Origin of the sequence: Flavivirga rizhaonensis (assembly GCF_004791695.1) — a bacterium.
Lineage (GTDB): Bacteria > Bacteroidota > Bacteroidia > Flavobacteriales > Flavobacteriaceae > Flavivirga > Flavivirga rizhaonensis.
The window spans coordinates 1-26,184 of sequence record NZ_SRSO01000019.1; the positions used below are offsets into that span (position 1 = coordinate 1).

The window sequence follows — 26,184 nt, forward strand, 5'->3', positions numbered from 1 at the left end:
GTATAGGCGCCCCAATGTATGAAGATCCCGAATTTGGTCTTATTGAACCATTCAGGGTCCTTGTAGTTGGCTTTGATGGATTCCCAATTGGCCTCGAATTTTGGTTGTTTGGGTTCGGCGGTATCGCTGTTCCCAGTCTTTTCCATACAGGAAGTAAAGATTAGAGCGCCCAGAACGGACAGCTTGAACAATTGATTTTTGATAGATTTCATTACTGATGGTTCATTAAAAAATATCCGGCTAAATTCGTATATAAATATGTGCAAGGGTTAACACATATGTTTTTTACAGTGCACTAAATGATTAAAATCATATCTTATTATTGTTGGTTTGGCAATAAGCATAGCCTGTTCAATATGAGCACTATAGTCTATTTTGAAATGATATTACAGCATTCGATTTACAGTTTTTAGTTGCGATGTTCAACCTGATAGTACCTTTTTCTTATAAGCTTGATTATAAGATTTTCGTTAGCTCAATTGTCCTAAAATGATTATAGATACTTATACCAATTTCTGCTTCAACTTTGTTCAATTGAATATTTTGAAAATAGAGTTTGTAATACCATTTCAAATGAGAATAGGTATAACTATAGTGCCTAATAAAATTTACGAAAAGGAAAAATAAAAGCAGGTTAATAATGTAAAACAATAATGGTTTAGGTAAACCCTAAACCATTATTGTTTTTAATTCAGTAAATTATAAAACGAAAAATAGCGCTTTTTATTTAGCGACTGTGCTTATACTAAACGGACTAACCACAAAACTGTATTGGAGTTTGTCTGTTGGGAAAATTTTGTACTGGTCGTGAGGGTGTGTACCCCATGACGTATCTCCACCGACTCCCATTTGCTTGTAGTCGATGTTGATATTAACAATATCTCGTTCAACAATGTCGGTGGTATGGCGGTTGATTTTCTTTTCACCTTCGTCAAAATCATCATTATATTGGTGATGTGCTCCAAAGCTCAATGTATTATCCAAAGCCGAAAACTTCAAACCCTTACCAGCTTTGTTTTGGAAAGTCACCCAACGCACTTGGGTCTTATAACCATTCTCTTGAGGACGGGCATATGGGAAATACAAATCTCCGACTGCGGCACTATATTCTCCAATTTGTGCTGAGGTGTATCTGTCCTGATAGTTTTCATGTGGCCCTCGACCATACCAGGTTACCTTAGCGTATGTTTTATCAATGACCAAATTAGTGCCAAATCGGGGTAATGGAGGTAACTCTGCCGACAAACCTTCCATAGTTGTCGATATTTTGATTTCTCCATTAGTGTTGATTTCATAACTAACGTTAGCGCTTGCATTAGGATCAGGTAGACTATATTTAGCTTCTATTAATACCGTACCATTACTTACTTTTCCTTTGGTGATCTGCTTTGGCTCAACTCCAGCATTTATTTTAGATACGGTAAATGATGTCAATTGCTGATGCTTACTTGCTTTTTTCCATACTGCCCAATCAATGGGCATTTTAAAGCCAAAATCATTGTCTGTTGTAGCTCTCCAAAAGTTGGTTTGTGGAGGAGTGAGGATCAAATTTCCTTTTCCATAATCCAGTCCCGTTAGCTTTCCACTTGTTTTATCGAAACTAATATCGAATTTCTTACCCGTAATATTAATCGAATTGCCAGTTGTTTCAACGGTCATTTTACCTTTAACCGTATTATTGAAAGTTACTCCTTTTAACTGATTGATTTCAAATTCTCCAAATGCCAACTCATAGCCTTTTGGAATAAGTGGTTGTTCGTCTTTTGTTTTAGCCGAAATAACCAGTTGATATTCGTTTTTTGATGTATCTATAGCGGGTAAATCGATGTTGAACGTTTTGCTTGTTCTTGGTGCTATACCAGAACCATCAATAGAACCTGTATACTTCGCTACACCATTTTCTTTCAGAGCCCATGTAAAATCAAATCCATCTAAATTGATAAACTCATAACCGTTGTAAATCTCTATATTCCCAGATGAAGGATCAGAACTTTTGAATTTGATAAACTGATACACCTTCTTAACTTCATAAAGTGCCGGATGTGCTGTACGGTCTGCATTAACTATGCCATTGAGGCAAAAGTTTCTGTCGTTTTGCAAGTGTCCAGCACCAAAATCCCCACCATAAGCCCAGTAGTCCTGACCTTTTTCATCTTTAGTAAGTAAACCTTGATCAACCCAATCCCAGATAAATCCACCTTGCAGGACGTCATGTGTCTCCATAGCATCCCAATAATCTTGTAAATTACCAACGCTATTACCCATGGCGTGTGCATACTCGCATTGGATATATGGCATTTTGGGATTATTTTTTGCATAATCAATCATGCCCTGAATGCCTTCATACATGGGCGCATAAATATCTGTATTAGCATATCTTTTTGCGCCTTCGTATTGAACAGGTAGGGTTTTGTCTTGTGCTTTTAACCAATCGTAAGTAGCAAAAAAGTTTTCACCATTTCCAGCTTCATTGCCCAATGACCAAATGATGATACTTGGAAAGTTTTTATCCCTTTCAAACATCCTTATTGTTCGATCTAGGTGCATCGCTTTCCACTCAAGTAGATAAGCTGGGTGTTTTGCTTGTCGCTCTAAGTCTTTGTCTAAGCCTTGATTGGTAGCTCCCATACCATGGGTTTCTATATTTGCTTCATCTATCACATAAAAACCATATTGATCACATAATTGATAAAAGAAAGGGTTTTTAGGATAATGCGAACAACGAATCGCATTAATATTGTTTTGTTTCATGATCTGTAAGTCTAACAAGGTAAGCTCTTCGGTTATGGTATGCCCTAATTTTTCGTCGTGATCATGCAGGTTTACACCTTTTAAATAAACAGGTTTACCATTAACTAATAATAGTGAGTTTTTAATTTCAACAGATCTGAAACCTACTTTGATAGCTGTAGATTCAATAATTTGATTTTTATCATTTTTCCAGGTAATGGCTAGTGTGTAAAGATTGGGAATCTCGGCACTCCAAGGCTTTACATTTTTTACAATACCTTCAAAGTTCACTGTTTGGGTTTTACCATTTACAACATCTATTTGTTTGTTAAATGATAAAACTTCGGTGTCGCCATCCATTAATTTTGACGATATGCTTAAAACCTTAGTTGTGGTATTGCTATTACCAAATTCCAGATTCAAGTTGAAAATACCATCTTTATATGAAGCATCCAGTCCAGATTCGACTGTAAAATCTTTTAATGTCGTTTTATCTCTTGCATACAGAAAGACTTCGCGGTCCATACCGCTAAGTCTCCAAAAATCTTGGTCTTCCATGTAAGACGCATCTGCCCATCGGTAAATTTCTACCGATATGGAATTCTTACCAGCTTTTAAGTATTTGGAAATTTCAAATTCGGCAGGCGTTTTACTGCCTTCGTTATAGCCCACATATTGACCATTTATCCATAAATACATGGCAGAACGTACACCTCCAAAATGAACAAATATATCTTTACCGTCCCAATCTTTTGAAACTTCAAACGTCTTCCTATAGCTTCCTACAGGATTGTAGGCGTGATCTATAAAAGGAGGGTTTTTGGGAAAGACGTAGGAGATATTGGTGTAAATTGGAAAGCCAAACCCTTGCAATTCCCAGTTACCAGGAACTTTTATATCTTTCCACCCAGACACATCATAATCGGCTTTATAAAAATCGACAGGTCGGTCGCTTGGTTTTTTTACCCAGTTAAATTTCCACTGCCCGTTGAGTGACTGATATAGGGGCGAATTATAATAACGACTATTTGCTATTGCTGAAGCCTCGTCTTGATACCTGTAAAAACTGGCATGAGCAGGCGCACGGTTTTCTTGAAATATCTCGGGGTTTTCCCAATAAGGGGTTTCTGAAACAGCTGGTGTTTGACCAATACTGTGATATGATGAGGCTACAAAAAAGAAAAGGACTACTAGTAATTTTGCTTTTTGTAACCTGAATAATTGTGTCATGTGATTAAAATTAATCGTTAATTTATTTTTAAGAGATGCCATTTCCAATTGCTATGATAATAATTCCGATAATCATACTTGCCAGACTCAAGTAAAGGTAGTTTTTTGCTTTATTTGAGGCATTAACCCATTCTTTTGTAACAATACCACTAACAATGGCAGTTGCTACACAAGCCGTATTAAAAATAGCATACCCTACGGTATTACCTATTTCGCCTAATTTGAATGCAGCAAATGCAAAAAGGGCAGAGGCCGCATAATGAAAAATAGCCATGATTAAAATAAGCGCGAAATTTTTACCAAAACTAGGCGTCTTAAAATCACCCCAGGCCTTTTTAGCAGAGAGTTGCCATGCAAAATAGGCAGCCATCACGATGCCTCCACTTATAAATATTGGAAACATCACACCAACTGCTGTGACCCACTCAGCATTACCTGCTGCTTGGCATGCCTCGTGAATAAAAGGTCTTCCAACTGCATTTGCATAGCTAAACCCAGTAGCCAATAAGCCACCGATGACCGCTATAAATATCCCAGTAACCATAGAGCCCTTTTCAGAGGTTTTTTCTTTAGAGGCTTCATCCTTTTCACGGGTTAACCCTGCTTTCCCATTGAATATGACTCCAATTAAAACGACTGCTATACCAGCAAGAATGGTTAAAAATGTGTTTGTTTCAGGAAGCCCTTCTACCAAAAATGGCAATACAGAGCCAACTAAAATAACCGTTCCTATAAATAATGAAAAGCCCAATGATAAACCAATGTGATTGATGGCTTTACCCCACATCATCACACCAATACCCCATAGGACACTCGCAGCTGCCATTTTAAATAAAATGTTTGTTGGTACCGCTGTAAAGACACCACTAAAATCCTTAATCAATGTTAACGAAGCTATTATGGGTACTAAAAACATGGTAAGCATAAAAAATAGCCCCCAAGTATTTTCGAATTTAAAATCTTTTGTAAATTTTTCTGGAAGGGCATATAGACCTAACATGAGTCCTGCACCTATGGCTAAAATAATTCCTTCAATCATAATGGGTGTTTTTATTTAATTATTTAGTTTTAATTTGATTTATAGTTTTAAGAAATCTTAAATACGGTTGTGCTTTTAAATGTTTCTCCTGCCTGGGTAATGGACTTTGGGGAGTTTTTAATATTTGGACCATTGGGATACCGATGCGTTTCACAACAAAATGCTCTGTATTTACCATATTTATCACCATTTTCCCTAGCTAATTCATCCGATGTATATTTGCCAGTGTATAATAACATACAAGGCTCTGTAGTTGATACATCAAGTGTTAATCCTCCATCTTCTGATGAAATAGAGGCCACAGGATTAAGTTGCTCATTCTGATTGCCTAAAACGTAGAAATGTTCAAAACCATCATTCATCGCCTTATGCACATCTCCAATACGTTTTCCAGTTCTCAAATCATCTACCTTTCCTTGAAGATTCACAATCTCTCCTGTTGCTGCTCCAGTATCATCAAGTGCCAATCGCTTATCTGTATGTACTGTTGCTATATGGTTTTCAATGCTTTCTGAAAATCCGGATAAATTAAAATACGTGTGATTTGTTAGCGATAGTGGGGTGTCCTCATCTGAAACGGCAGTATAACTGATTGTTAATTCGTTAGCATTATTTAAACTGAAAATAACTGTAATATCCACATTCCCAGGAAATCCTTCTTCCAAGCTATGACTTTTTAAGGACATTTTTATTGCTGATGAAGTGCTTTTGATAATAGGTTCTGCGTCCCATACTTTTTTATCAAAACCCTCTTTGCCGCCATGAAGATTATTGTTACCACAGTTGTCTGCTAGTTTGTAATTCTTTCCATTTAAACTAAATTTTGCATCTTTTATTTGTGAAGAATAGCGCCCAACAATACATCCAAAATAGGGCGCATTATTTTTATAAGTCTCAGAAAAATAAGATTCAAACGTGTCAAATCCGCAAGCAATTTCTTTTATTTCACCGTCTTTACCCCGAACAGTTATTGAAGTAATCGTAGCTCCATAATTCATAATTTTTACCTGCATACCATTATCATTAGATAGCGTATACTGCAAAATCTCTTGGTTCTTGTAATTTCCGAATGTGTTTTTAGATACTGCCATAATCTATAGTTTATTATACTTCGTATTCAGCTAATTTCTCCCAGTTAAAGATGACGCCAACGCCTGGGTAATCTGGAGCTACCGCTCTATAATTTTCAACCACTAACGGACGTGTTGTGTATTGGTCAATAGGGAAGGAGTGCACCTCTAGCCAACCTGAATTTGGTTGAGCGGAGACCAAACTTACGTGCAATTCTTGCATCCCGTGAGAGCAGGCAGGAATACCATGTTTATCTGCTAATCTTGCTGCTGCCAGCCATCCGGTAACACCTCCGCAATTGGAAGCATCAGGTTGAATGTATGATAGTTTAGATTGTTCGAAAGCATATTCAAACTCATGAATGGTATGCAAATTTTCGCCCATGGCCAATGGAAACCCTGTAGCATCGACAATGTCGCCATACCCTTTATAATTATCTGGAATAATGGGTTCTTCAAACCAAGTAATATTATATTTTTTAAATCCTTCAATGGCCTTAATGGCTTTTTCAACTGTCATTGAATAATTAGCATCGACCATAAAGGTGACATCTGGACCAACATATTCCCTAACAGCCTTGATGCGTTCTAAGTCTTCTTCTAAATTATCCCGCCCTATTTTAATTTTTACAGCATTAAATCCACTAGCCATATATCCTTTCATATTGTTTAATAATTTCTCTAATGGAAACATTAAATCAATTCCACCACAATAGGCTTTACAAGTATTACCTACGCCTCCTGCCATTTTCCATAAGGGTTTATCTGCTTTTTTGCAACGGATATCCCATAAAGCAATATCTACTGCTGAAATAGCGAACGAAGCAATCCCCCCGCGACCTACATAATGTATGTGCCATTCTAAAAATTCGTAAATACCTTCAATATCTGTCCCATCCTTACCAATTAAAACATTAGTAAAATCATATTCTATCATGGCTTTAATAGCATGACCTCCTTTGCCTCCTGTATAGGTATAGCCTGTACCTTCGCTTCCATCATCAAGTTTTATTGTAACTGTTACTAATTCAAAATCATAATGGTCGCCATGTTTAGCATCTGCCATGACCTCAGGGAGTGGTACGGTAAATAGGCGTGTTATTATATTTGAAATTTTTGTGCTCATGCTATACTCTCTTTATTTTAGTTTTATGAATGTTTCTATAGGTTTTGCTGAACCTAACTCAATACTTCTTTTACTAGGTAAAGCGTTTGAAATTATAATTTTATAATCTCCTTTCATCCAAACTTTTTCACCTTCTAAATTGATTTGTTTTAAATCTTCAGTTTTAAAATTGAAGGAAGTCTTTTTAGTTTCGCCAGCCTTCAATGCAATTCGTTTAAAACCCTTTAATGAATACATAGGCAAATAATCGGCTACATTAGCAGGAACCAAATAGGCTTGAACGACCTCTTCAAAATCCACAGCTCCATTATTTTTTACATCAACTGAAATGGTTACATCATCACCTTTTTTTACTTTTTGTAAGTTTGAGGTAAGATTACTAAATGCTGAAGAGGTATAAGACAATCCAAAGCCAAAGGGATACAACGGTTCTTTCGTCATGTACTTATAAGTTCTTCCTTTCATACTGTAATCATCAAAGTCTGGAAGTTGTTTAACATTTTTAGGAAAAGTAATTGGTAAATGGCCAGAAGGTGCCACATCGCCAAATAATACATCGGCAACAGCATTTCCGCCTTGTTCACCAGGGTACCACATACATACAACAGCATCAACAAGCGGCTCTAGTTCTTCTAATGAAACAGGGCTACCTGTGCCAAGTACCAAAATGATTGGTCCTTTTTTGTATTGGCACAACTCCTTGACATAATCTATTTGGCTTTGAGGTAATTTTAAGTCTATTCTATCTCCTTTATGTTCTGAAGCAATCGCATCTACCTCTTCACTTTCAATTTCGTTTGAAATCCCTACCACTACAATAGTAGCTTCGACCTGCCCCGCAACTTTTGGCGCCCAATTTAATGGATTTAAATTCTTATTAAAAGGCAATACCCCTTGACGATAATTTAGGGAAGTCCCTAACGAGACCTTATCTGTAACACCTTCTAAAACGGTTACTAAATTCGCAGACATACCATAATAATTAGCAATTAAGATGTTGTTGGAAGATGAAAATGGTCCCGTAACATACAATGTTTTAATATCTTTCTTTAATGGTAAAACATTGTTTTTGTTTTTTAATAATACTATAGATTGTTGCGCTATTTTTCGAGCTAAATTTTTATGCGCTTCAGAATTAATAACTTCAGAAGTTACAGCGTTAAAAGGGTTGCTTTCAACCTTATCGAAGAACCCTAATTTAAAACGGATTAAAAAAAGTTGCTTCAATCGTTCATCCACAAGTGCTTCTGTGATTAATTTCTTATCAATTGCAGATTTAAGGCTTTTATAAACCCCTCCGCAATTTAAATTTACACCAGCTTTCAATGCCATTGCAGCTGCTTCCTCAACGGTATTCGCTTTTTTGTGTCCTTTTAAAATATCTCCTAAGGCACCACAATCCGAAACGATATAACCATCAAAACCCCATTGTTTTTTTAATAATTCATCTAATAGAAACTCACTACTGCAAGAAGGGTCTCCATAAACGGCATTGTAAGCCCCCATGATACCTTGTACGTTTCCTTTTTTTACAAGCGCCTCAAAAGCAGGTAAGTATGTTTCGTATAAATCTAATTTTGAAGGCGTGGCATTAAAATGATGTCTTGATTCTTCAGGGCCAGAGTGGACTGCATAATGCTTGGCACAAGCTGTGGCTTTAAAATATTTAGAATCATTACCCTGTAGACCTTTAACATAGGCAACTCCAATTTTTGAAGTCAAAAATGGGTCTTCGCCATATGTTTCTTGTCCACGTCCCCAACGCGGATCTCTGAAAATATTTACATTGGGAGACCAATAGGTTAGTCCTGCATACAACCCTTTGTTGCCTATGGACTGCGCAATTTTAAACTTAGCTCGTGCTTCATTTGAAATAGCCGTAGTCATGTCTTCGATAAGCTCAGGGTTAAATGTAGCCCCCATTGCGATTCCCTGCGGAAAAATAGTGGCTTTACCGTTTCTGGCAATACCATGTAAAGCTTCACTCCACCAGTTATATTCGGGTATTCCTAATCTTGGAATTGCAGGTGCTTCGTTTAAAAATTGAGCCGTTTTTTCCTCTAATGTCATGGCTTTAATCAATAAATCTGCTCTTTCATCAAAGGAAATGGATTCATCAAACCATTTTTGTTCCTGTCCGTTCATTTTGTTGGACAAGTTTAAAACAATAAGTAATATTATAAATAAGTGCTTCATAAGAAGGGTTTAATAAAATGTAATTTGACATTTAAAAATGAAAAATGATTAAGCCTTATGTTTTATATAAAATGTTTTCTTTTCCAAATATTGTTCGAAACCATATTTGCCATCCTCACCGCCAGAGCCTGATAGTTTATACCCATTATGAAACCCTTGATGTTGCTCGCCATGACCTCTATTTACATAAATTTCACCGTATTCCAACTCATCGTTACATTTCATAATAATATTCATATCGTTAGTGAAAACCATGGCCGCTAAACCGTATTCGCAATCGTTGGCATAGCCAATGACCTCTTCGAAAGTGCTAAATTTTAATACTGGTAAAATGGGTCCGAAAGATTCTTCATGAACAATAGTCATATCTTGCTTTACATTAGTGAGTATTGTTGGTTCAAACCAATAGCCTTTATCGAATTGCTCCCCTTTTGGTCTTTTTCCTCCTGTAGCTACGGTAGCACCTTCTTTTAGACTTATTTCTACTAAATGCTCCATCTGTTTTAACTCGGCAGCATTTACTTTGGGACCCATATCGGTATCCTCCAACATGGGGTCTCCTACTTTTAAATTTTCAACTTTTGTTATGAATTTTTCCATAAAAACATCATAGATGGCCTCATGAACATACATCCGCTCATTACAGGTACACACTTGCCCACAATTATCGAAACGCGAATGTAGAGCGGCATCTACTGCAGCATCTATATCGGCATCTTTAAAGACAATGAAAGGCGCTTTTCCTCCGAGTTCTAATTGTACATGGGTTAAATTCTGGGCTGCTTTACGAGCAATTTCCTGTCCTACGGGTGTAGACCCTGTCATACTAACCATTTTAGTAATTGGACTTTCCACTAAGGTATTGCCCATAACACGTCCAGAACCTGTTACTATATTTAAAACACCTTTTGGGATTCCAACTTTATTGGCTAGATTTCCTAATTCTAAAGTTGCTAATGGCGTTTCGGAAGTTGGTTTTATAATCAAAGTATTTCCCGCGACTAGTGCTGGTCCCAATTTTCGAGCAGCCAATGCTAATGGGAAATTCCAAGCCGTTATAGCCACAACGACACCGCGTGGTATTTTTTGAATCCAAATTTGTTCGTTAGCGTTGTCCGATGGAATAATATCACCTTCAATTCGTCTTGCGCCTTCACAGGCATATTCTATAAACGACGAAGTAACCGCAACTTCCATTCTGGCAACTTTTAACAGTTTTCCTTGTTCTTTTACTAACAGTTCCGCTAAATATTCTGCGTTTGCCTTAATTTCATTAGAAAACTTATAAAGTAAGTCTGCTCTTTGTTTTGCTGGTATTTTGCGCCATGTTTTCTGAGCTTTTTCAGCGGCTTTTAATGCTTCTATAGCCTCATTAGATGTTCCTTTTTGAACTCTTGCAACTATCGCTTCTGTGGAAGGATTTATAACATCTATGGTTTCTTTTGAAGCTGATGTTTTCCACTCTCCATTTATAAATAACTGATATTCTTTTATATTAGACATGCTCTGATTTTTTTTAATAAATTAGACAAATTACCTTCCCATCCAGCCACCATCAACAAGAACTACCGTACCATGCATATAAGCCGATGCCTCTGATGCTAAAAACACGGTTGGTCCTGCAAAATCGTTGGCATTTCCCCAACGTCCTGCTGGAATTCGAGATAGAATAGATTCTGACCGTACAGGGTCATTCCTTAATGCTTCTGTATTATCTGTAGCGATATATCCTGGCGCTAAAGCATTTACGTTAACACCTTTGCCTGCCCATTCATTTGCAAACGCCATGGTCATTTGGCCAATGGCTCCTTTACTGGCAGCATAACCTGGTACGGTAATGCCTCCTTGAAACGTTAATAAGGATGCTGTGAAAATGATTTTCCCCGAACCTCTGGCAATCATGTCTTTCCCAAATTCACGTGTTAAAATAAATTGTGCAGTTTGATTGACTTCTATGACTTTATCCCACATCTCATCTGGATGCTCTGCTGCGGGTGTTCTTAAAATAGTACCTGCATTATTTACCAAAATGTCTATTTGGGGATGGTTGTTCTTTACGGCTTGGATAAATTTGTACAATGATTTTCTATCTGAAAAATCACATTGGTAGGCACTAAAATCTTTACCTACAGCTTTTACGGCTTTTTCAACATCACTACCACTAGATTCTAATGATGCTGAAACCCCAATAATATGGGCTCCTGCTTCTGCCAAGCCTATAGCCATTGCTTTTCCGATGCCTCGTTTGCAACCTGTTACTAAAGCCGTTTTTCCTTCTAAACTGAATGTATTTAAAATACTCATTTTGATTTACGTTTTTTAATTTTTTTGAACTTAAAGCTGACAGTCCATTAATACTTTTAATCCATCAGGATTGTTATCTATATTTTTAAATACTTGTTGAATATTACTCAATGGTTGTACATCTGTAATCATGTCTTCAAATGGCAACTGATTTTCTGTGATTAGCGTTATGGCTTTTTCATAATCTTCTTTTTCATAAACACGGGCGCCTATCAACTTTAATTCTTTCCAGAAGAACTTGAATAAATCAACCTCTTTTTTCTGGCCATGAATAGCTACCATAACAATTCTGCCTCGTATGCCTGCTACTTCGCACATCACATCTAAGGCTGGTTGTACGCCTGCCACTTCAAACACCACATCGGCACGACGACCATCGGTCTTTTCCTTTACGTACTCAACTAAATCAATATTGATTGGGTTTACAGCGTCTAATCCAAGTGCTTTAGCTTTAGAAACTCGTTTTTCGTTTACCTCAGAAATAATAACTTGAGCTCCTACTTCTTTAGCTACTAATGCGACTAATAATCCTATAGGGCCTCCACCTAAAACAACCGCTGTTTCTCCTGCTACCAATCCACTTAAACGGACATCGTGTGCTGCTACCGATAAGGGTTCTATTAAAGCGGCAAGTTTTAAATCGGTATTTTCTTTTAATTTATGTAGCGTAAACGCTGGGACATTCCAATATTGTTGCATGGCTCCAGGGCTGTCGATTCCAATAAATTTTAGTTCTTCACAGATGTGATTGAAGCCTTTATCTGAGGGTTTAACTTTTCTGTCATCCAATGGGCGTACTACTACTTTTTCACCAACGGAAAAATCCGTAACACCGTCACCAATGGCATCTATAACTCCAGACATTTCATGCCCGATAGTTTCGGGGATATCAACGCGCTTATCCATCATGCCATGGTAAATATGTACATCGGTGCCACAAACCCCAACATACGCTACTTTTATTCTAACTTCTCCAGAGGCTGGTGCTTCAATTTCTTTTTCTAATACCTTGAAGGTCTTATTACCTATGTATTGTGTTGCTTGCATTTGAATATGAGAATTTTGTTTCGTTATTATTTTGTTATTTCTATGTGGATGCTTTTGCTTTCTAAGTTTTTAGAATGTGCAATAATTTCAACTTTTTCCGAGGTATCTTTGGCTTGAATAATTAATAAAGTCCTGCCATTGTGTGTGGTGCTTTTGTTGGATTGAAATTTTTCAACATTTTTTTTCCAACCATTATCTACGCCTAGTAATTTGGCATTTCCTTTAATTTCGAAAGTAATTTCCCTATCATCGGTTTTAACGGGGTTTCCGTTTTCATCAGTTAATTGAACGATAATATGTGCTACGTCATAACTATTGGCTTTTAATTTTTTTTCTTCAGAAGTAAGTTGAATTTTAGTTGATTTTCTTGCGGTATTAATTTCAGAAGTAACTTCTTTGCCATTTTTAATTCCTTTGGCTATTAATTTACCATCTGCAAAAGGAACGCCCCATTTATAGATATGGTCTTCAAAATCGGATAGTTTCTTTTTTCCAAGTGATTTTTCATTTAAAAACAATTCAATTTCCTCACAGTTAGAATAGATTTCAACCGAAATCATGTCATCTTTTTTGTAATTCCAATGTTCATTTACATCTTGCCAACTCCAAAGTGCCTTTTTCCATTTTTCAGGGTTTTTGGCAACAATTTCTCCGTTATTATTAATTTTATTTATGGACTTATCTATGTTTTGGGTAGCTATGTGTATATGGGGTTCGTCATTCCATAAGGTTTTCATCATGTGGTAGGAACCTTTTGTGAATCCCGCAGAGTTTAACAAACCAGAGGTTGAAACACGCACAGGCCAGGGTTTTCTAATTTCCCCCATATAATCAATTCCTGTCCATAAAAAAGTACCCGATATAAAAGGGCGTTCCATAACAGCTTTCCACTCGTGGTATTGCCCTAGATTTTCGGTTCCCATAATGGGTTTGTCAGGATAGTTTTTATGTCCATAATCGTACATAATACGCCTATAGCTATAGCCAATAACATCTAAGGCATCTGTGTAGCCTGATAAGTGGCTAACCGAAGGCAGAATTAAATTTGCTGTAACAGGTCTTGTTGTATCTAATTCTTTGACCCATTTAGAAAGTTTTTGTGCCGTTTTACCAATATCATATTTTCCTTTTGGAAGCGTTTTTAATTGTTGCTTAATTTTATCAATAGTATATGGTGGCTCGGACCAGAAATAATTTCCGTTCCAATTTATATTGTCAAAAAAACCTGTAGCTGCTGCGTTTCTGGTATAAGTCCATTCAATTTCATTACCAATGCTCCATTGAAAAATAGAAGGGTGATTCCTATGGCTTAAAAGCACGTTTTCTATATCTTTTTGCGCCCATTCCTGGAAATGTTCTCCATAACCACGTGTTATGTAATCAAAACTAATACGCTCGTTGATGTTAAAGCGTTTGTCTTTCGGATTGTCCCATTCATCAAATAATTCGTCTTGCACCAAGAATCCCATTTCATCACATAAGTCTAGAAATTCTGTAGAAGCGGGATTATGGGCTACTCGTATGGCATTACAACCACCCTCCCTTAAAATTTGAAGCCTGCGTTTCCAAACACCTTTAGGGACAGCTGCTCCAACCAAACCGCCATCGTGATGTAAGCAAACCCCTTTTATTTTTAAGTTTTGTCCGTTTAAAAAGAAACCTTCGTTGGCATCGAATTTTATGGTTCTAATACCGAAATTCGTTGTGTAGCTATCAATCTCTTTGTCATTTTCTATGATAGAAGTTACCGCTTTATATAGGTGTGGTGTGTTAATATTCCATAATTTCGGATTGGTAATTTCTCCATTTTGAAAAATATTCTTTGAAGAATTGGCATCAATTTTTAGTTCATTTTCAATAGAGGTGACTTCCTGACCATTTTTGTCTAAAATTTTGGTGTGTAATAAGAATTTTTTTTCTGATGGGAACTCATTTTTAACCGTAATATTTAGCTGCACTGTTGCTTTATTATTTAAAACTTTTGGAGTCGTTATAAAGGTGCCCCAAACGGGAATATGTAATTTGTTGGTGGTTATAAGTTTTACATTTCTATAGATTCCTGCGCCGGTATACCAACGGCTGTCGGCATATCTTGAATGGTCAACTTTTACAGTAAGTACATTGCCTTTTCCATTTTGGTTAAGATAGGGCGAAATGTTAAAATAAAAAGGCGAGTATCCATACGGATGAAACCCTAGTTTTTTTTCGTTTATATAAACTTCAGAATTATTATAGATACCATCGAAGAGTACGTAGGTAACTTCATCTTGGTTGTAGTTTTTATCAAATGTTTTTTTGTAATACCCATAGCCTTTACTTTTTAAGTAACCTGTGGCATGGGCTTCATAAGCAAGTGTAGAATCAAATTCATTTTCAATAGCCCAGTCATGAGGCAAGTTTACTGTTTTCCATTTTTTTATGGTATTAACCTGGATACTGTCATCAGATACGTGAAACTCCCAGTTTTGATTAAAATCAGCTTGTACACGATTACTTTTTGTTTCTTTTTTAGAATTGTTACAGCTAGAAACAATGAGGCCTACTAAAACTATGAGGAGAAATTTTTTCATTATTATGAGGAGAGGTTTTTTCATTATTTAGTTTTAAACAAAGAAGTCAGTTGCAATTGATTGTAGTTATTTAAATTCTAAATTCGTTTATATTAGTCATTTCAAGTGTTACACACGACTTTTAATCTATAACATATGATTAATTTATAATCGTATGGATTTAACCTTAATGTAATTATAAACGTAAATAAAAAGCATATATAGATTAAAATATAAATTCTATTTAAAAATGATTTGAACGTACAGTTTTAATTGAATTTAGGATTTGATAACGCCTTTGTTTCACTAGTACGTTTTCTATATTCATAGGGTTTCATGTGCTTAATTTTCTTAAACATTTTTATAAAATGTGAAAGGCTATTGTACCCATTTGAATATGCTATTTCGTTAATACTCAAATCAGTTTCCCGTAAAAGTTTACAAACATTGGAAATTCTTAATTCATTCAAAAATTCTTTAAATGTTTTTCGAGTGTGTTTTTTAAAGTACCTACAGAATGCGTTTGGTGTTAAATGCGTAATTTCAGAAAGTTGCTGTACAGTAAGATCTTTTTTGTAATAGGTGGTGATGTAATTAATGACATTATTCATACGAACAAGGTTTTTATCGTTAATAGAATAGTTTTCGGATGATGAACTTAACGTTAGCTTGCCAGCATCATGACTCAAAATTTCTAATATTTCAATGAAGTGAATAATTTTTTTTGCACCTGATAAATGCTCTATGTCGAATAACTTGTTTTTTATTTGCTTTGTAATTTCACTACTAAATAAAATACCATTTCTAGATTCTGTAAAGAGTTTGTCAATTTTGTTCATTTCTGGAATTTTCCGAAATTTTTCTCCTAAAAAGTTCAATTCAAAATGTATAACAATGGCTTGTGCTTTTAATTTTGAATTTTTTTCAAAGTATTTTGAATCATTTTTCCAACAATGTGGAACATTTGGACCAACTAGAACCAGTTCGCCAGGTTTAAATTTATCAATGTTGTTACTAACAAATCTGGTTCCAGTACTTTTAATAATATAAGTAAGTTCTAATTTATCATGGTAATGAAATGGATTATAAAAATATGGTACTATTTCATTAGATATATAAAATGAAAAATCACTTTTATTTGGAACTCTAATAAGTTGAGGTTTCATTTAATTGACTTATTTATCTAAAAATAAGCATTTATTTCTAGTTTTAAGGTAGTTTAAAGTAACTTATATAAATAAGTTATTTGTCTTTATCCTTGGCAAATTCACGTTTTGTGTCTCTATTAGAGCTAAAGCTAAACCTAACTAAATAATCGTTGCCCGTTAGCCAAGATTCTCCAGGGTAAAACTTTGTTTTATGGCACAATCCCCAACGTAAAGCTTCTGTAGGATGCTTGTCATTATCAAGCGTTGTGACTAAACCCATTGCGGAAGGTGCGTCCCATATATAAGACATAACTTCAAAATTGATACCATCTGGGGCATACTGAATAGTTCTCTTTTCTGGACCATCTGCCGAATGTACAAGAGCCATACCACCTTTGTAAGGCCAAATGCAAATTTCATGACCCGATTGGGTAATTGGGTTATATTCTGATTTTATATAAGGTCCCTCTGGCTTATCGGCTATGGCAACCCCCCATCTTATTTCTCTACCTCCAGCCGTCATACGTTCTCCCATGCGCTCTCCTTTATAATAAAGATAAAACTTGCCTTTATAGTAGAACAGCGTTGGGTCATGGACTTTTTGACTGTCAAAACTACCTTGTTGTTTTACTTTAAAACGACTGTCTTCTTCTCCAAGCCATTCGCCATCCATGGCTGGTTCTAGTATTGGAGCTTCTAATCTTTTCCAAGGCCCTCTAGGACTATCTGCTACCGACATACCAACAGTATTAAAACTACGATTGAGATAAGGAGCTTGTATGCTCTGGTAGACTAAATAATATTTACCGTTGTGTGCTAATACCTCTGGAGTAAATACTGATCGGTCATCATAAGATCCCTTTGGACCAAATGTAACTGCCAAACCTTGCTCAGTCCATTCCCAGCCATCTTTGGAAGTAGCGTACCAAATTTCAGTTTTATCCCAAGGAAATACTTTTTTTTCTGGATCTCCAGTTCCAAAACCATAGGTTTTTCCTGTAGATTTTGAATAATATGTATAATACAAACCGTCAACTTGAATAACCATGGATGGATCACGTCGGGTTACTCCTTTCTCATAACCAACATTTCCTTTAAGGTTATGGATTCTAAATTCGCCAAACCATTCAGCATTTTTATGATACCCACGTTCTAATGCTCTTTTGGAAGCAGCACTTATTTTATCTGGGTTGCCTATAGCTAAGAAATCATAATCTTCTTGTGAGTATTCCATGGTTTTTTCATCGTTAGTTTTAAGGGCTTTCTTGTTATCATCACAAGAAGTAAGCATTACGCTGATAATTAAAAAAGTTGTTAATAGTTTCATTTTTTTAATATTGAATTAAACATTTTTAAGAATAAGTAGTAACAAGAATAAAAATCACACAATTGCACGGGTAGTGGTAGACGGAGTGCCACTATCTTATCAAACAATCATAACGTTTGAGCGAGCTACAAGCTTTGATTTTATTTTTATCTCTTATTAACCATACAAAAGATGTGTATTGATATTTATTCTTATTCTTTTGTTTTTATTTTTAGAGCCACACCACATTCATCTATTTTTGCCTCAGTGACTTTAGCTTAAATAATATCATCAGGCTTAAGGCTTTTCAATTTATTATTAATTTACTGAGAGGATGTTCATAAATCCAATTATCGGTCAATGTTGAAATCTTTTTGGTTCCTAAGTTTATAGAGTCTATTATACTTTATACGATTTGTATTTTAGGTTTTTATGAATGATTTAAGTAGGGTTATAACTTAGTGTTATTTCATTTTCAAAATTATGAATTCTATCCTTTTCAAAATTGATCAATTATATCACATAATTAAACTTATCTACCTTAAATTTAAAACTTATGCTTTTATTTTTGATATTTTAGATGAAATAAGAGCAAATTTATTTCTAATGCATTATATTAGGACTGTTATTAAAGCAAATGCTTTTTGTTTCAATTTTTTATCTAATTAATTGATTAATCCTACTAAGTTTCTTTTTGTTCTGCCTCACGCTTTTTATAAGAAGAAGGTGTTAAACCAATCTGTTTTTTGAAAGCCTCCCTGAAATATTGAGCATCATTAAATCCGACTTCATACATAATTTCAGAAACTGAATGCATATTGCGTTTAAGTAATTGAGCCGCACGTTTTATTCTTATATTTCGAATGAATGCATTTGTGGTAAATCCTACTAGAGCTTTAAGTTTTTTATTAAGTTCCATACGTCCTAATCCACACTCGCGCGCTAACATTTCCACTGTAAAATCTGAGTTTGACATGTTATTTTCAATACAAACCATTACTCTATTGATAAATCTTTCGTCAATACTTGTTAGGCCAACTTCTGCAGGCGAAATTTCTATTTCATTTTTAAATTTTCTAATGATGTTATTTCTTGATTCTAATAAAGCCTCAACACGAGCCTCTAGTTCTTTTAAACTAAAAGGTTTAGAAACATATGCCTCTGCGCCTAACGAATACCCCTTAATTTTACTTTCTGGAGTATTTTTTGCCGTAAGTAAGATAATAGGTATGTGATTAATTCGGTCATCAGATTTCAGTTTTTTGCAAAATGAATAACCGTCCATACCTTCCATCATAATATCACTTATTACTAAATCAATATTATTATCGAGACATATATCAAAAGCCTGCTGTCCTTCTTCAGCTTTATATATGTTAAATTGAGTTTTAAAGGTCTCCTCCAAAAAATAGAGTATATCTTTATTGTCTTCCACAAGGAGTATACTTTGAAATTTAGTGTTGGCGGTATCTTTATTTTCAATTTCATCAATCTCAACAGCAGGTAAGAGCCAATGCTGATTTTTCAATTTACCATCAAGGGTTATATCTTCTTCTGATATTTCATCATAACTGTATGTGCTTTTATCCATGGGTAATATAACTTTAAAAGTAGACCCGATACCTTCTGCTGATTTAAAAGAAATACTTCCGTGATGCATTTCTATAAGGTTTTTTATAAAAGATAAACCTATGCCAGAACCAAATTTACCTTCTGAGTTTGTATTTGAGAATCTTTCAAAAATATGTTCTTGAATTTCATTTGGAATACCCTTTCCACTATCTTCAACTTCTATGTAGGCATATTCATTATCAGACCGTAGATTTACACTTATTTTACCACTTATTGGTGTGAATTTAAAGGCATTTGATAATAAGTTGAACAGAACACGTTCTATAATTTCAGCATCAAACCATGTGATTATTTCCTGCTCATGGTGAACATTAAATATAATTTTTTTTCTATTCGCAACTTCATTAAAATTTTCACTTAATAGTATGATGAAATTAGTTAGGTCATTATAAGAGACTTTTAATTTCAATTTACCATGTTCAAGTTTTCTAAATCCGATTAACTGATTGATTAGTTTTAACAAAATTTTGGAATTTTTGAAAATTTTATCATAGTATTTTTGTCTGTCCAGTTCTGGTAATGTTGCGGAAAATGTTTGTAGTCTTTCAATAAACCCAATGATTAAGGTTAGTGGTGTACGAAATTCATGAGAAATATTTGTAAAAAATGTTAACTTAAGTTGGCTCAATTCTTCCAGTTTTTGTTTTTCCATGGCTTCTAACACATATTCATTCTTTTTAGTTGTTTTTATGATAGTAAATTTTCTAAATAACCATAAACCACCTAAAAAAACAATTGTATAAATAAGAAGAGCCCATTTTGAAGACCACCATGGTGGTTCCACATATATACCTAATAAAAGTTCATTGCTGCTCCAATGCCCATTGCTATTAGAAGCTTTAACTTTAAATTTGTATTTCCCAGGAGAAAGATTGGTGTATTTAGCAATTCGATTCAATGCGGATGTATATATCCAATCTGAATCAAAACCTTCAAGTTTATAAGCATATTTGTTTTGAAGTGGTGCTGCATAATGTAAGGTGGAAAAGCCAATAGAAAAACTGCGTTCTTTGTGCTTTAGTTTTAGCTCGTCAATCTCATTGATATTTAGGGGTAAAATAACCCGACCATTCAATGTATCTCCAATTTTTACAGTTTCATTTAAAATTTGTAAATTTTCAAATACTAAATTAACATCAAAACTGTCTGATAATATTTCTTTGGGATAAAAAGCATTAAATCCGTTAATACCACCAAAAAGCATTTCACCAGATGCTCTCTTAAGAGCGGCAAGCTCGGTAAACTCCATATCTTGTAAACCGTCTTCTAATCCAAAATTTTGGAACTCAAGTTTTTCAGGTGAAAATCTTGTCAGTCCCTTGTTGGTAGAGCACCAAAGATTATTATTGTCATCTTCAAGTATAGCTTTTATTACGTTGTTTGGTAACCCGTCTAAAGTGTTATATGATAAAAAATGATCTTTTGTTGAGCCTGATGAGGTTATAACTTTATTGAGTCCACCACCTAAAGTACCAACCCATATTTGACCTTTGGACGAAACAAAAATTGGTAGGATGTAATTATGGCTTATAGAGTATTCATCGTTTTCGTCATGAAAATATTTAATAAAATTTGGGCTTGGTTTTATTTTTTCTTCAGAAGACAGCTTATTTAGTCCGTTGGCAGTTCCAATCCAAATATTCCCATTCTGGTCTTGCTTTAGGCTTCTTATTATATTTGACGAAATTGATTCAGGATTATCTAATTCATGTTTAAAGTTTGTTTCTTTTAATACTCTTCCATTTTCATCGACTTCGTACCTATAGAGTCCGCTATGATAAGTTCCAAGCCAAACTATATTGTTATTTTCAACTAAAGAGGTATAGACTTGCTCAGTAGGTTGCATTGTATTTTTTCCTGAAATAAAGTTTCCCTTAAGTATCTGATTTTTTTTACCATATATAAAATTACTTGGATAACCAATTCCGAGGAGGATTGTTGATTCATTTCCAGAATTTAGTTCATTAATGGTAAACACTTGACTTTGAATTCCATCTGAGGTTGGTGCTTTAATCCTTTTAAAACCAGATTCGTAGTTATTTGCATCTTCTGATGATAAATAATTTAAACTTTCACCTCCATCAGTACCAATCCATAGGTTGCCTTCAGAGTCTTCAAATATGGAACGAATCTTATTTCTACAAAGACTTCCTTTGTTTTCGTTACGTCGGAAATGTTTAAAGTTTTTTTTGTTTGGTTTATATATATTGACACCGCCGCCATTGGTTCCAATCCAAACAATGCCTGAAGAGTCTTTGGTAAGAGAAAGCACATTATCATTACTTAAACTTCCAGTATCTCCCCATCGGTTAGTAAAATGTTTAATTTTCTCTGTTTTATGATTGTCATAAGAAGCAATTACAACACCTTCACTAGTAGCGCACCAAATGGTTTGATCATCATAGGCTAAAATTTTATAAGCATGTATAGGCCCTAAATAATTAAACTGAGCATTGGCTTTATTAATATCTTCTTTTTTTAAATCATAAAGATTATGTCCTCCTATAATTAAGCTATTTGATGTCTCTTGTATTGAAGTAACTTGACTTCTTGGATTAGTTTGGTAATTTTGAAACTGCCCTTTATTATTACTACTGCTATCGATATATCTAGAAAGCCCAGCAGATGTTCCTATCCATATGTTTCCATGTTCATCAATAAATAAGCAAGATATACGTTCACTATTCAGTGCTCCATAGCGATCTTCATTTTTTTTAAAAATTTGATTTTCGGCTTTTCCTGTTTTATAATTTACAGATAACTTGTTTAAGCCATTAGGGGTGCCTGCCCAAATAAATCCATTGCTATCAATAGCTAAAGCTGTAATTACATTGTCCGATAGGAAGTTGGGAGTATTTAATGTATTTCTGTAATGAAAAAAGTTCCCTGTACTTCTTTCATACATAGATAGGCCCTGATCGTCAGTTCCTATCCATATATTTCCATAAGAGTCTTCGGTAATACAACTTATCAAATTACTTCTAAGAGAGTTCGGGTTACTCAGTATTCTTCGAAACGTTTTAATTGAATATCCATCATATCTATTTAGTCCGTCATAAGTACCAATCCAAATATAACCTATACTGTCTTGGTAAATAGCTCGGACATCACTTTGTGAAAGTCCGTTTCTAGTATTAAGTTTATCAAAGTCATTGCTAAAATCTTGAGATTTAGCAAAAAAAACAGAACAAAGGAAAAATATCTGAATAAAAAATAATTTTAAAGTAAGTCTTTTTGGCATATCACAACAAATATCTTAAAATTATATTAATTTTTTCTTGAAGTAAAAACTCTCTCATAATAATCAATAAATCAAAATAAATGTACAGTATATATAGGAAAATCATGGTACAGGAATTAAATCAATACATTTACCATTGCTTTTTGTGCTAAAATACCCTTCATGATTTATTTCCCCATTCTTTATGCCAGCATTTCATGTGGCGAGTTTCTGTTCGATTAGTATAATTTTATGTGTTATAAACTAAATTAACAATTAAACTAAATTTTATGAAACATGTTATACCTATTTTATTAGATAATGTGAAGGCTTTATATTTAAAAAGCATCTTAACATTATTTATTTTTGTACTGCAAGGTCACGTACTTGCACAAACAACAGTAACGGGGAAAATAACCTCTAAAGAAGATGGAATGCCGCTTCCTGGTGTTTCCATTGTTGTTCAGGGGACCAACAACGGAGCTGTATCAGATTTTGATGGAAACTATTCAATTAATGTTACAAAACAGGACGCAGTATTGGTTTTTACCTATATAGGTTTTAAAGACCAGATTGCTGTAGTTGGTAATCAATCTACAATTAATATTGTCTTAATAGTTGATACTGAGCAATTAGATGAGGTTGTTGTTATTGGTTACGGTGAGGTTAAAAGAAAAGATCTTACAGGCTCGGTTGTATCGCTTAAAGCGGAAGATTTAAACCCAGTTCAGGCGGTATCTTTTGAACAGGGACTTGTTGCTAAAGCACCGGGTGTGCAGGTAACAACCTCTTCAGGTCAGCCTGGGGCGGCCGCCAAAATAAGAATTCGTGGAGGAACATCTATAAATGCAAGTAGCGATCCACTTTATGTTATTGATGGTTTTCAATTATTAGGATCGGGTAATTCTTCAAGTCTTGGTCTTGGAAATAGTTTTTCGAGTCCTTTAAATTCTATAGACCCAGCAGATATTGAATCCATTGAAGTTTTAAAGGATGCCTCTGCCACTGCAATTTATGGAGCGCGAGGTGCTAATGGTGTTATAATTATTACAACCAAAAGAGGTAAGGCCGGAAAATCAGAATTAAACTTCGAAACTTTTACAGGATTTTCTAATGTAGTTAGGGGTATTGATGTATTGACTCCTCAAGAATTTATTGATTGGAGAAACGAATTCTCTCCTTATAATCCTGATGCAGATCCATCAGACGCAGGAATAGATACATTTAGGGATGAGTTTGGTAATCCTTATGCTCCCAATGATAATAGGGTAATAGTATCTAATTGGTTAGATGAGGTTTTAAGACCTGCAACAATTAATAGTTATAGACTGAGTTTTAATGGTGGTAATGAGAAAACCAAATACAATGGTGCTGTTGGTTACTTAAATCAAAATGGTATTGTAGAGAATTCTGATTTTGAAAGATTTTCAACAAATTTGAGAGTAGATCAAACCATTTCTGATAAATTAAAGGCAGGTATTTCAATAAATGCTGGTTTTACTAAGAATAGTGGTGTGGTTTCTGCATCTAGTTCAGATGGAGGAGGACAAAACGGTTTGCTTACTGGTGCCCTTCTATACGCTCCTGTGCAAGGACCTTACAATGCTGAATTTGTAGAAGGTGCCCAATTTGATGATAGGGGTAGAGTGGTATCTTTAAGAAATGGAGATGTCGTTAATCCAACTATAACATTATTTGGAGATAGTAATCTTCGAAGAGATTTCCAAACCTTTGCCCAGACGTATCTATCTTATAAAGTTATGGATGGGTTAACTGCTAAAGCTACCATTGGAGGTAGTATTTATTCTAGTAGAGGTAAAGCGTATTACTCTGAGCAATACGGTTGGGGTTTAAGTGCTGGAGGTAGAGCATTTTATCAACATAATCAGGGTACCAATATAATTGGTGATTTTAACTTAACGTATAATAAGACTTTCGGAGATCATAATATTATCGCAACCGCTGTTCATGAACGCCAATTTAATGAGAATGAGAGTTTAAGGGTTAGTTCTAATGGTTTCAATTTGCCAGGAGTAAATTTGGATGCACTTGAGTCAGCTGCAGTTTCCAATAAAACAGTTAGTAGTAGAGATGAAAGAAGTATCATATCCTATTTAGGACGTGTTAATTACAAATTTAAAGACAGATATTTGCTTACTTTAAGTGGTCGTTATGACGGGTCTTCCAACTTTGCTCAGAAATGGGGTTTTTTCCCTTCAGCAGCAATAGCGTGGAGAGTTAGCGAAGAACCATTTATGTCTGGCATAGAAGCTTTGAGTGATCTAAAATTGAGGGCAACTTATGGAGAAACAGGTAATAATTCCATTGCTAGTTACTCTGTATTAGCTGCCGCTGTTTATAGACCTTACATTTTTGGTGGTAGCGATTTACAAGCTGGTGCCATTTTAGATAGATTGCAACAAGATAATTTAACATGGGAAACAACAAAGCAAACAGATTTTGGTGTCTCGTTTGGCCTTTTTGATAATAGAATATCTGTAGATGCAACGTATTATATAAAGAAAACGGATGGTCTCTTATTATTTAAGCCAATTCCAGAAACCTCTGGTTTTACTGGTTCTATTGAAAATGCAGGAGCGATGTCTAATAAAGGATTCGAATTTACTTTGAATACAATAAATATAGATAAAGATGATTTTAAGTGGACTACCAATTTTAATATCAGTTTTAATAGAAACACGGTTGATGATTTGGTAACTACTGAGGAATTGTTTTTCAATGGCTTCGGAAATAAAGCAACCTCCGACTTCATTTTAAGAGAAGGTGAACCATTAGGATCGTTTTTTGGATATCAACGAGACGGCGTATATTCCTATGAAGATTTCGAGGAGTTTGATGGTCTATCTAATCAGGAGGCAGCTGATTTGATGTATGCAAACGGTGGTGTAAATGGCTGGTTTTCTCAGTTCTATACTTTAAAGGATGGTATAGTTCAAACAGGGTTGTATGATAAGTACAGACCAGGTATGCCTAAATTTGTTGATAATAATGGTGACGGAGTAGTTAATGCAGAAGACAGGCAAATTCTTGGAAATACACAGCCTGATCATTACGGCGGTATTACGAATAATTTTAAATATAAGAATTTTGACCTTGGCGTTGTAATGAATTGGTCTTACGGTAACGAGGTATATAATAAAAATAGACAAAAAGGCGGTGCTCAATCTATACCACATTTTAATAAATTAGGTTGGATAAGAGATAGATGGACACCAGAAAATCCTACAAGTGATATTATGTCTGTGTTAGGAGATACTGATGGTGATTTGGGTTTTGCAGCTAATTCTACCCAAATAGAAGATGGAAGCTATTTAAGAATGGCTAATGTTACTTTAGGCTATAATTTCCCAAAAGATGTTTTGGACAGGATTGGTTTGAGAAATTTAAGGCTTTATGCAGCAGGCGATAACTTATTCTTGATTTCAAATTATACAGGTTACGATCCAGATGTTAGTGTAGGTGGCAACCAACTTACACCAGGGCAAGATATAGACTCTTATCCTAGATCACGTCAATTTAGAGTTGGAGTTCAGGTAGGTTTTTAATAATAAAATTGCTAAAACGAA

At 34.9% G+C, this 26,184-nt stretch carries 14 protein-coding genes; 1 reads left to right on the forward strand and 13 read right to left on the reverse strand.

The window, feature by feature from the left end; translation table 11 throughout:
* From EM932_RS13445 to EM932_RS13505, 13 genes are all read right to left on the reverse strand, one after another.
* The coding region (locus EM932_RS13445) for an alpha-L-fucosidase (protein WP_407925219.1) at window positions 1–146 on the reverse strand (146 nt) is incomplete at its 3' end.
* Window positions 147–723: 577 nt separating this feature from the next.
* Window positions 724–3,960 carry a glycoside hydrolase family 2 TIM barrel-domain containing protein gene (locus EM932_RS13450; protein WP_170179800.1) on the reverse strand — a complete coding sequence of 1,079 codons (3,237 nt, stop codon included), beginning with the start codon at window positions 3,958–3,960 and terminating at the stop codon, window positions 724–726.
* 28 nt (window positions 3,961–3,988) lie between these two features.
* Window positions 3,989–4,999, reverse strand: coding sequence for an L-rhamnose/proton symporter RhaT (locus tag EM932_RS13455; RefSeq protein ID WP_135877711.1), 1,011 nt, complete (start codon window positions 4,997–4,999; stop codon window positions 3,989–3,991).
* A gap of 47 nt (window positions 5,000–5,046) precedes the next feature.
* Window positions 5,047–6,090 carry an aldose epimerase family protein gene (locus tag EM932_RS13460; RefSeq protein WP_135877712.1) on the reverse strand — a complete coding sequence of 348 codons (1,044 nt, stop codon included), beginning with the start codon at window positions 6,088–6,090 and terminating at the stop codon, window positions 5,047–5,049.
* 13 nt (window positions 6,091–6,103) lie between these two features.
* The gene (locus EM932_RS13465; protein WP_135877713.1) at window positions 6,104–7,195 is read right to left on the reverse strand and encodes a mandelate racemase/muconate lactonizing enzyme family protein; all 1,092 of its coding nucleotides are present in this window, start codon (window positions 7,193–7,195) and stop codon (window positions 6,104–6,106) included.
* Between the two features lie 12 nt (window positions 7,196–7,207).
* The gene (locus tag EM932_RS13470; RefSeq protein WP_135877714.1) at window positions 7,208–9,391 is read right to left on the reverse strand and encodes a glycoside hydrolase family 3 C-terminal domain-containing protein; all 2,184 of its coding nucleotides are present in this window, start codon (window positions 9,389–9,391) and stop codon (window positions 7,208–7,210) included.
* A 48-nt stretch (window positions 9,392–9,439) separates the two neighbouring features.
* A complete protein-coding gene (gene aldA, locus EM932_RS13475) occupies window positions 9,440–10,894 on the reverse strand; it encodes an aldehyde dehydrogenase (protein WP_135877715.1) in 1,455 nt (484 codons plus the stop codon).
* Between the two features lie 30 nt (window positions 10,895–10,924).
* Complete coding sequence (locus tag EM932_RS13480; RefSeq protein ID WP_211344294.1) at window positions 10,925–11,689, reverse strand: SDR family NAD(P)-dependent oxidoreductase; 765 nt, start codon at window positions 11,687–11,689, stop codon at window positions 10,925–10,927.
* Between the two features lie 36 nt (window positions 11,690–11,725).
* Entirely contained in the window at window positions 11,726–12,742 is a 1,017-nt protein-coding gene (locus tag EM932_RS13485) for a zinc-dependent alcohol dehydrogenase (RefSeq protein ID WP_135877717.1), read from the reverse strand.
* A 26-nt stretch (window positions 12,743–12,768) separates the two neighbouring features.
* Window positions 12,769–15,312, reverse strand: a complete 2,544-nt coding sequence (locus EM932_RS13490) for a glycoside hydrolase family 2 TIM barrel-domain containing protein (RefSeq protein WP_246041067.1) — start codon at window positions 15,310–15,312, stop codon at window positions 12,769–12,771.
* Window positions 15,313–15,560: 248 nt separating this feature from the next.
* Window positions 15,561–16,457 (reverse strand): AraC family transcriptional regulator, encoded by an 897-nt coding sequence (locus tag EM932_RS13495; protein WP_135877719.1) that lies wholly within the window; start codon window positions 16,455–16,457, stop codon window positions 15,561–15,563.
* A gap of 76 nt (window positions 16,458–16,533) precedes the next feature.
* A complete protein-coding gene (locus EM932_RS13500) occupies window positions 16,534–17,766 on the reverse strand; it encodes a glycoside hydrolase family 117 protein (RefSeq protein WP_135877720.1) in 1,233 nt (410 codons plus the stop codon).
* A 661-nt stretch (window positions 17,767–18,427) separates the two neighbouring features.
* Window positions 18,428–22,618 carry a hybrid sensor histidine kinase/response regulator transcription factor gene (locus tag EM932_RS13505; RefSeq protein ID WP_135877721.1) on the reverse strand — a complete coding sequence of 1,397 codons (4,191 nt, stop codon included), beginning with the start codon at window positions 22,616–22,618 and terminating at the stop codon, window positions 18,428–18,430.
* Between the two features lie 269 nt (window positions 22,619–22,887).
* On the opposite strand from EM932_RS13505, the gene EM932_RS13510 reads away from it, so the two are divergent.
* Complete coding sequence (locus EM932_RS13510; RefSeq protein ID WP_135877722.1) at window positions 22,888–26,163, forward strand: SusC/RagA family TonB-linked outer membrane protein; 3,276 nt, start codon at window positions 22,888–22,890, stop codon at window positions 26,161–26,163.
* Window positions 26,164–26,184: the final 21 nt, after the last annotated feature.

What these genes read in the sequence shown, in the direction of transcription:
- EM932_RS13505 (WP_135877721.1), bottom strand. Translation starts at nt 22,618, where the DNA reads ATGCCAAAAAGACTTACTTTAAAATTATTTTTTATTCAGATATTTTTC.
- aldA (WP_135877715.1), bottom strand. Translation starts at nt 10,894, where the DNA reads ATGTCTAATATAAAAGAATATCAGTTATTTATAAATGGAGAGTGGAAA.
- EM932_RS13510 (WP_135877722.1), top strand. Translation starts at nt 22,888, where the DNA reads ATGAAACATGTTATACCTATTTTATTAGATAATGTGAAGGCTTTATAT.
- EM932_RS13500 (WP_135877720.1), bottom strand. Translation starts at nt 17,766, where the DNA reads ATGAAACTATTAACAACTTTTTTAATTATCAGCGTAATGCTTACTTCT.
- EM932_RS13485 (WP_135877717.1), bottom strand. Translation starts at nt 12,742, where the DNA reads ATGCAAGCAACACAATACATAGGTAATAAGACCTTCAAGGTATTAGAA.
- EM932_RS13490 (WP_246041067.1), bottom strand. Translation starts at nt 15,312, where the DNA reads ATGAAAAAATTTCTCCTCATAGTTTTAGTAGGCCTCATTGTTTCTAGC.
- EM932_RS13465 (WP_135877713.1), bottom strand. Translation starts at nt 7,195, where the DNA reads ATGAGCACAAAAATTTCAAATATAATAACACGCCTATTTACCGTACCA.
- EM932_RS13450 (WP_170179800.1), bottom strand. Translation starts at nt 3,960, where the DNA reads ATGACACAATTATTCAGGTTACAAAAAGCAAAATTACTAGTAGTCCTT.
- EM932_RS13460 (WP_135877712.1), bottom strand. Translation starts at nt 6,090, where the DNA reads ATGGCAGTATCTAAAAACACATTCGGAAATTACAAGAACCAAGAGATT.
- EM932_RS13470 (WP_135877714.1), bottom strand. Translation starts at nt 9,391, where the DNA reads ATGAAGCACTTATTTATAATATTACTTATTGTTTTAAACTTGTCCAAC.
- EM932_RS13495 (WP_135877719.1), bottom strand. Translation starts at nt 16,457, where the DNA reads ATGAAACCTCAACTTATTAGAGTTCCAAATAAAAGTGATTTTTCATTT.
- EM932_RS13455 (WP_135877711.1), bottom strand. Translation starts at nt 4,999, where the DNA reads ATGATTGAAGGAATTATTTTAGCCATAGGTGCAGGACTCATGTTAGGT.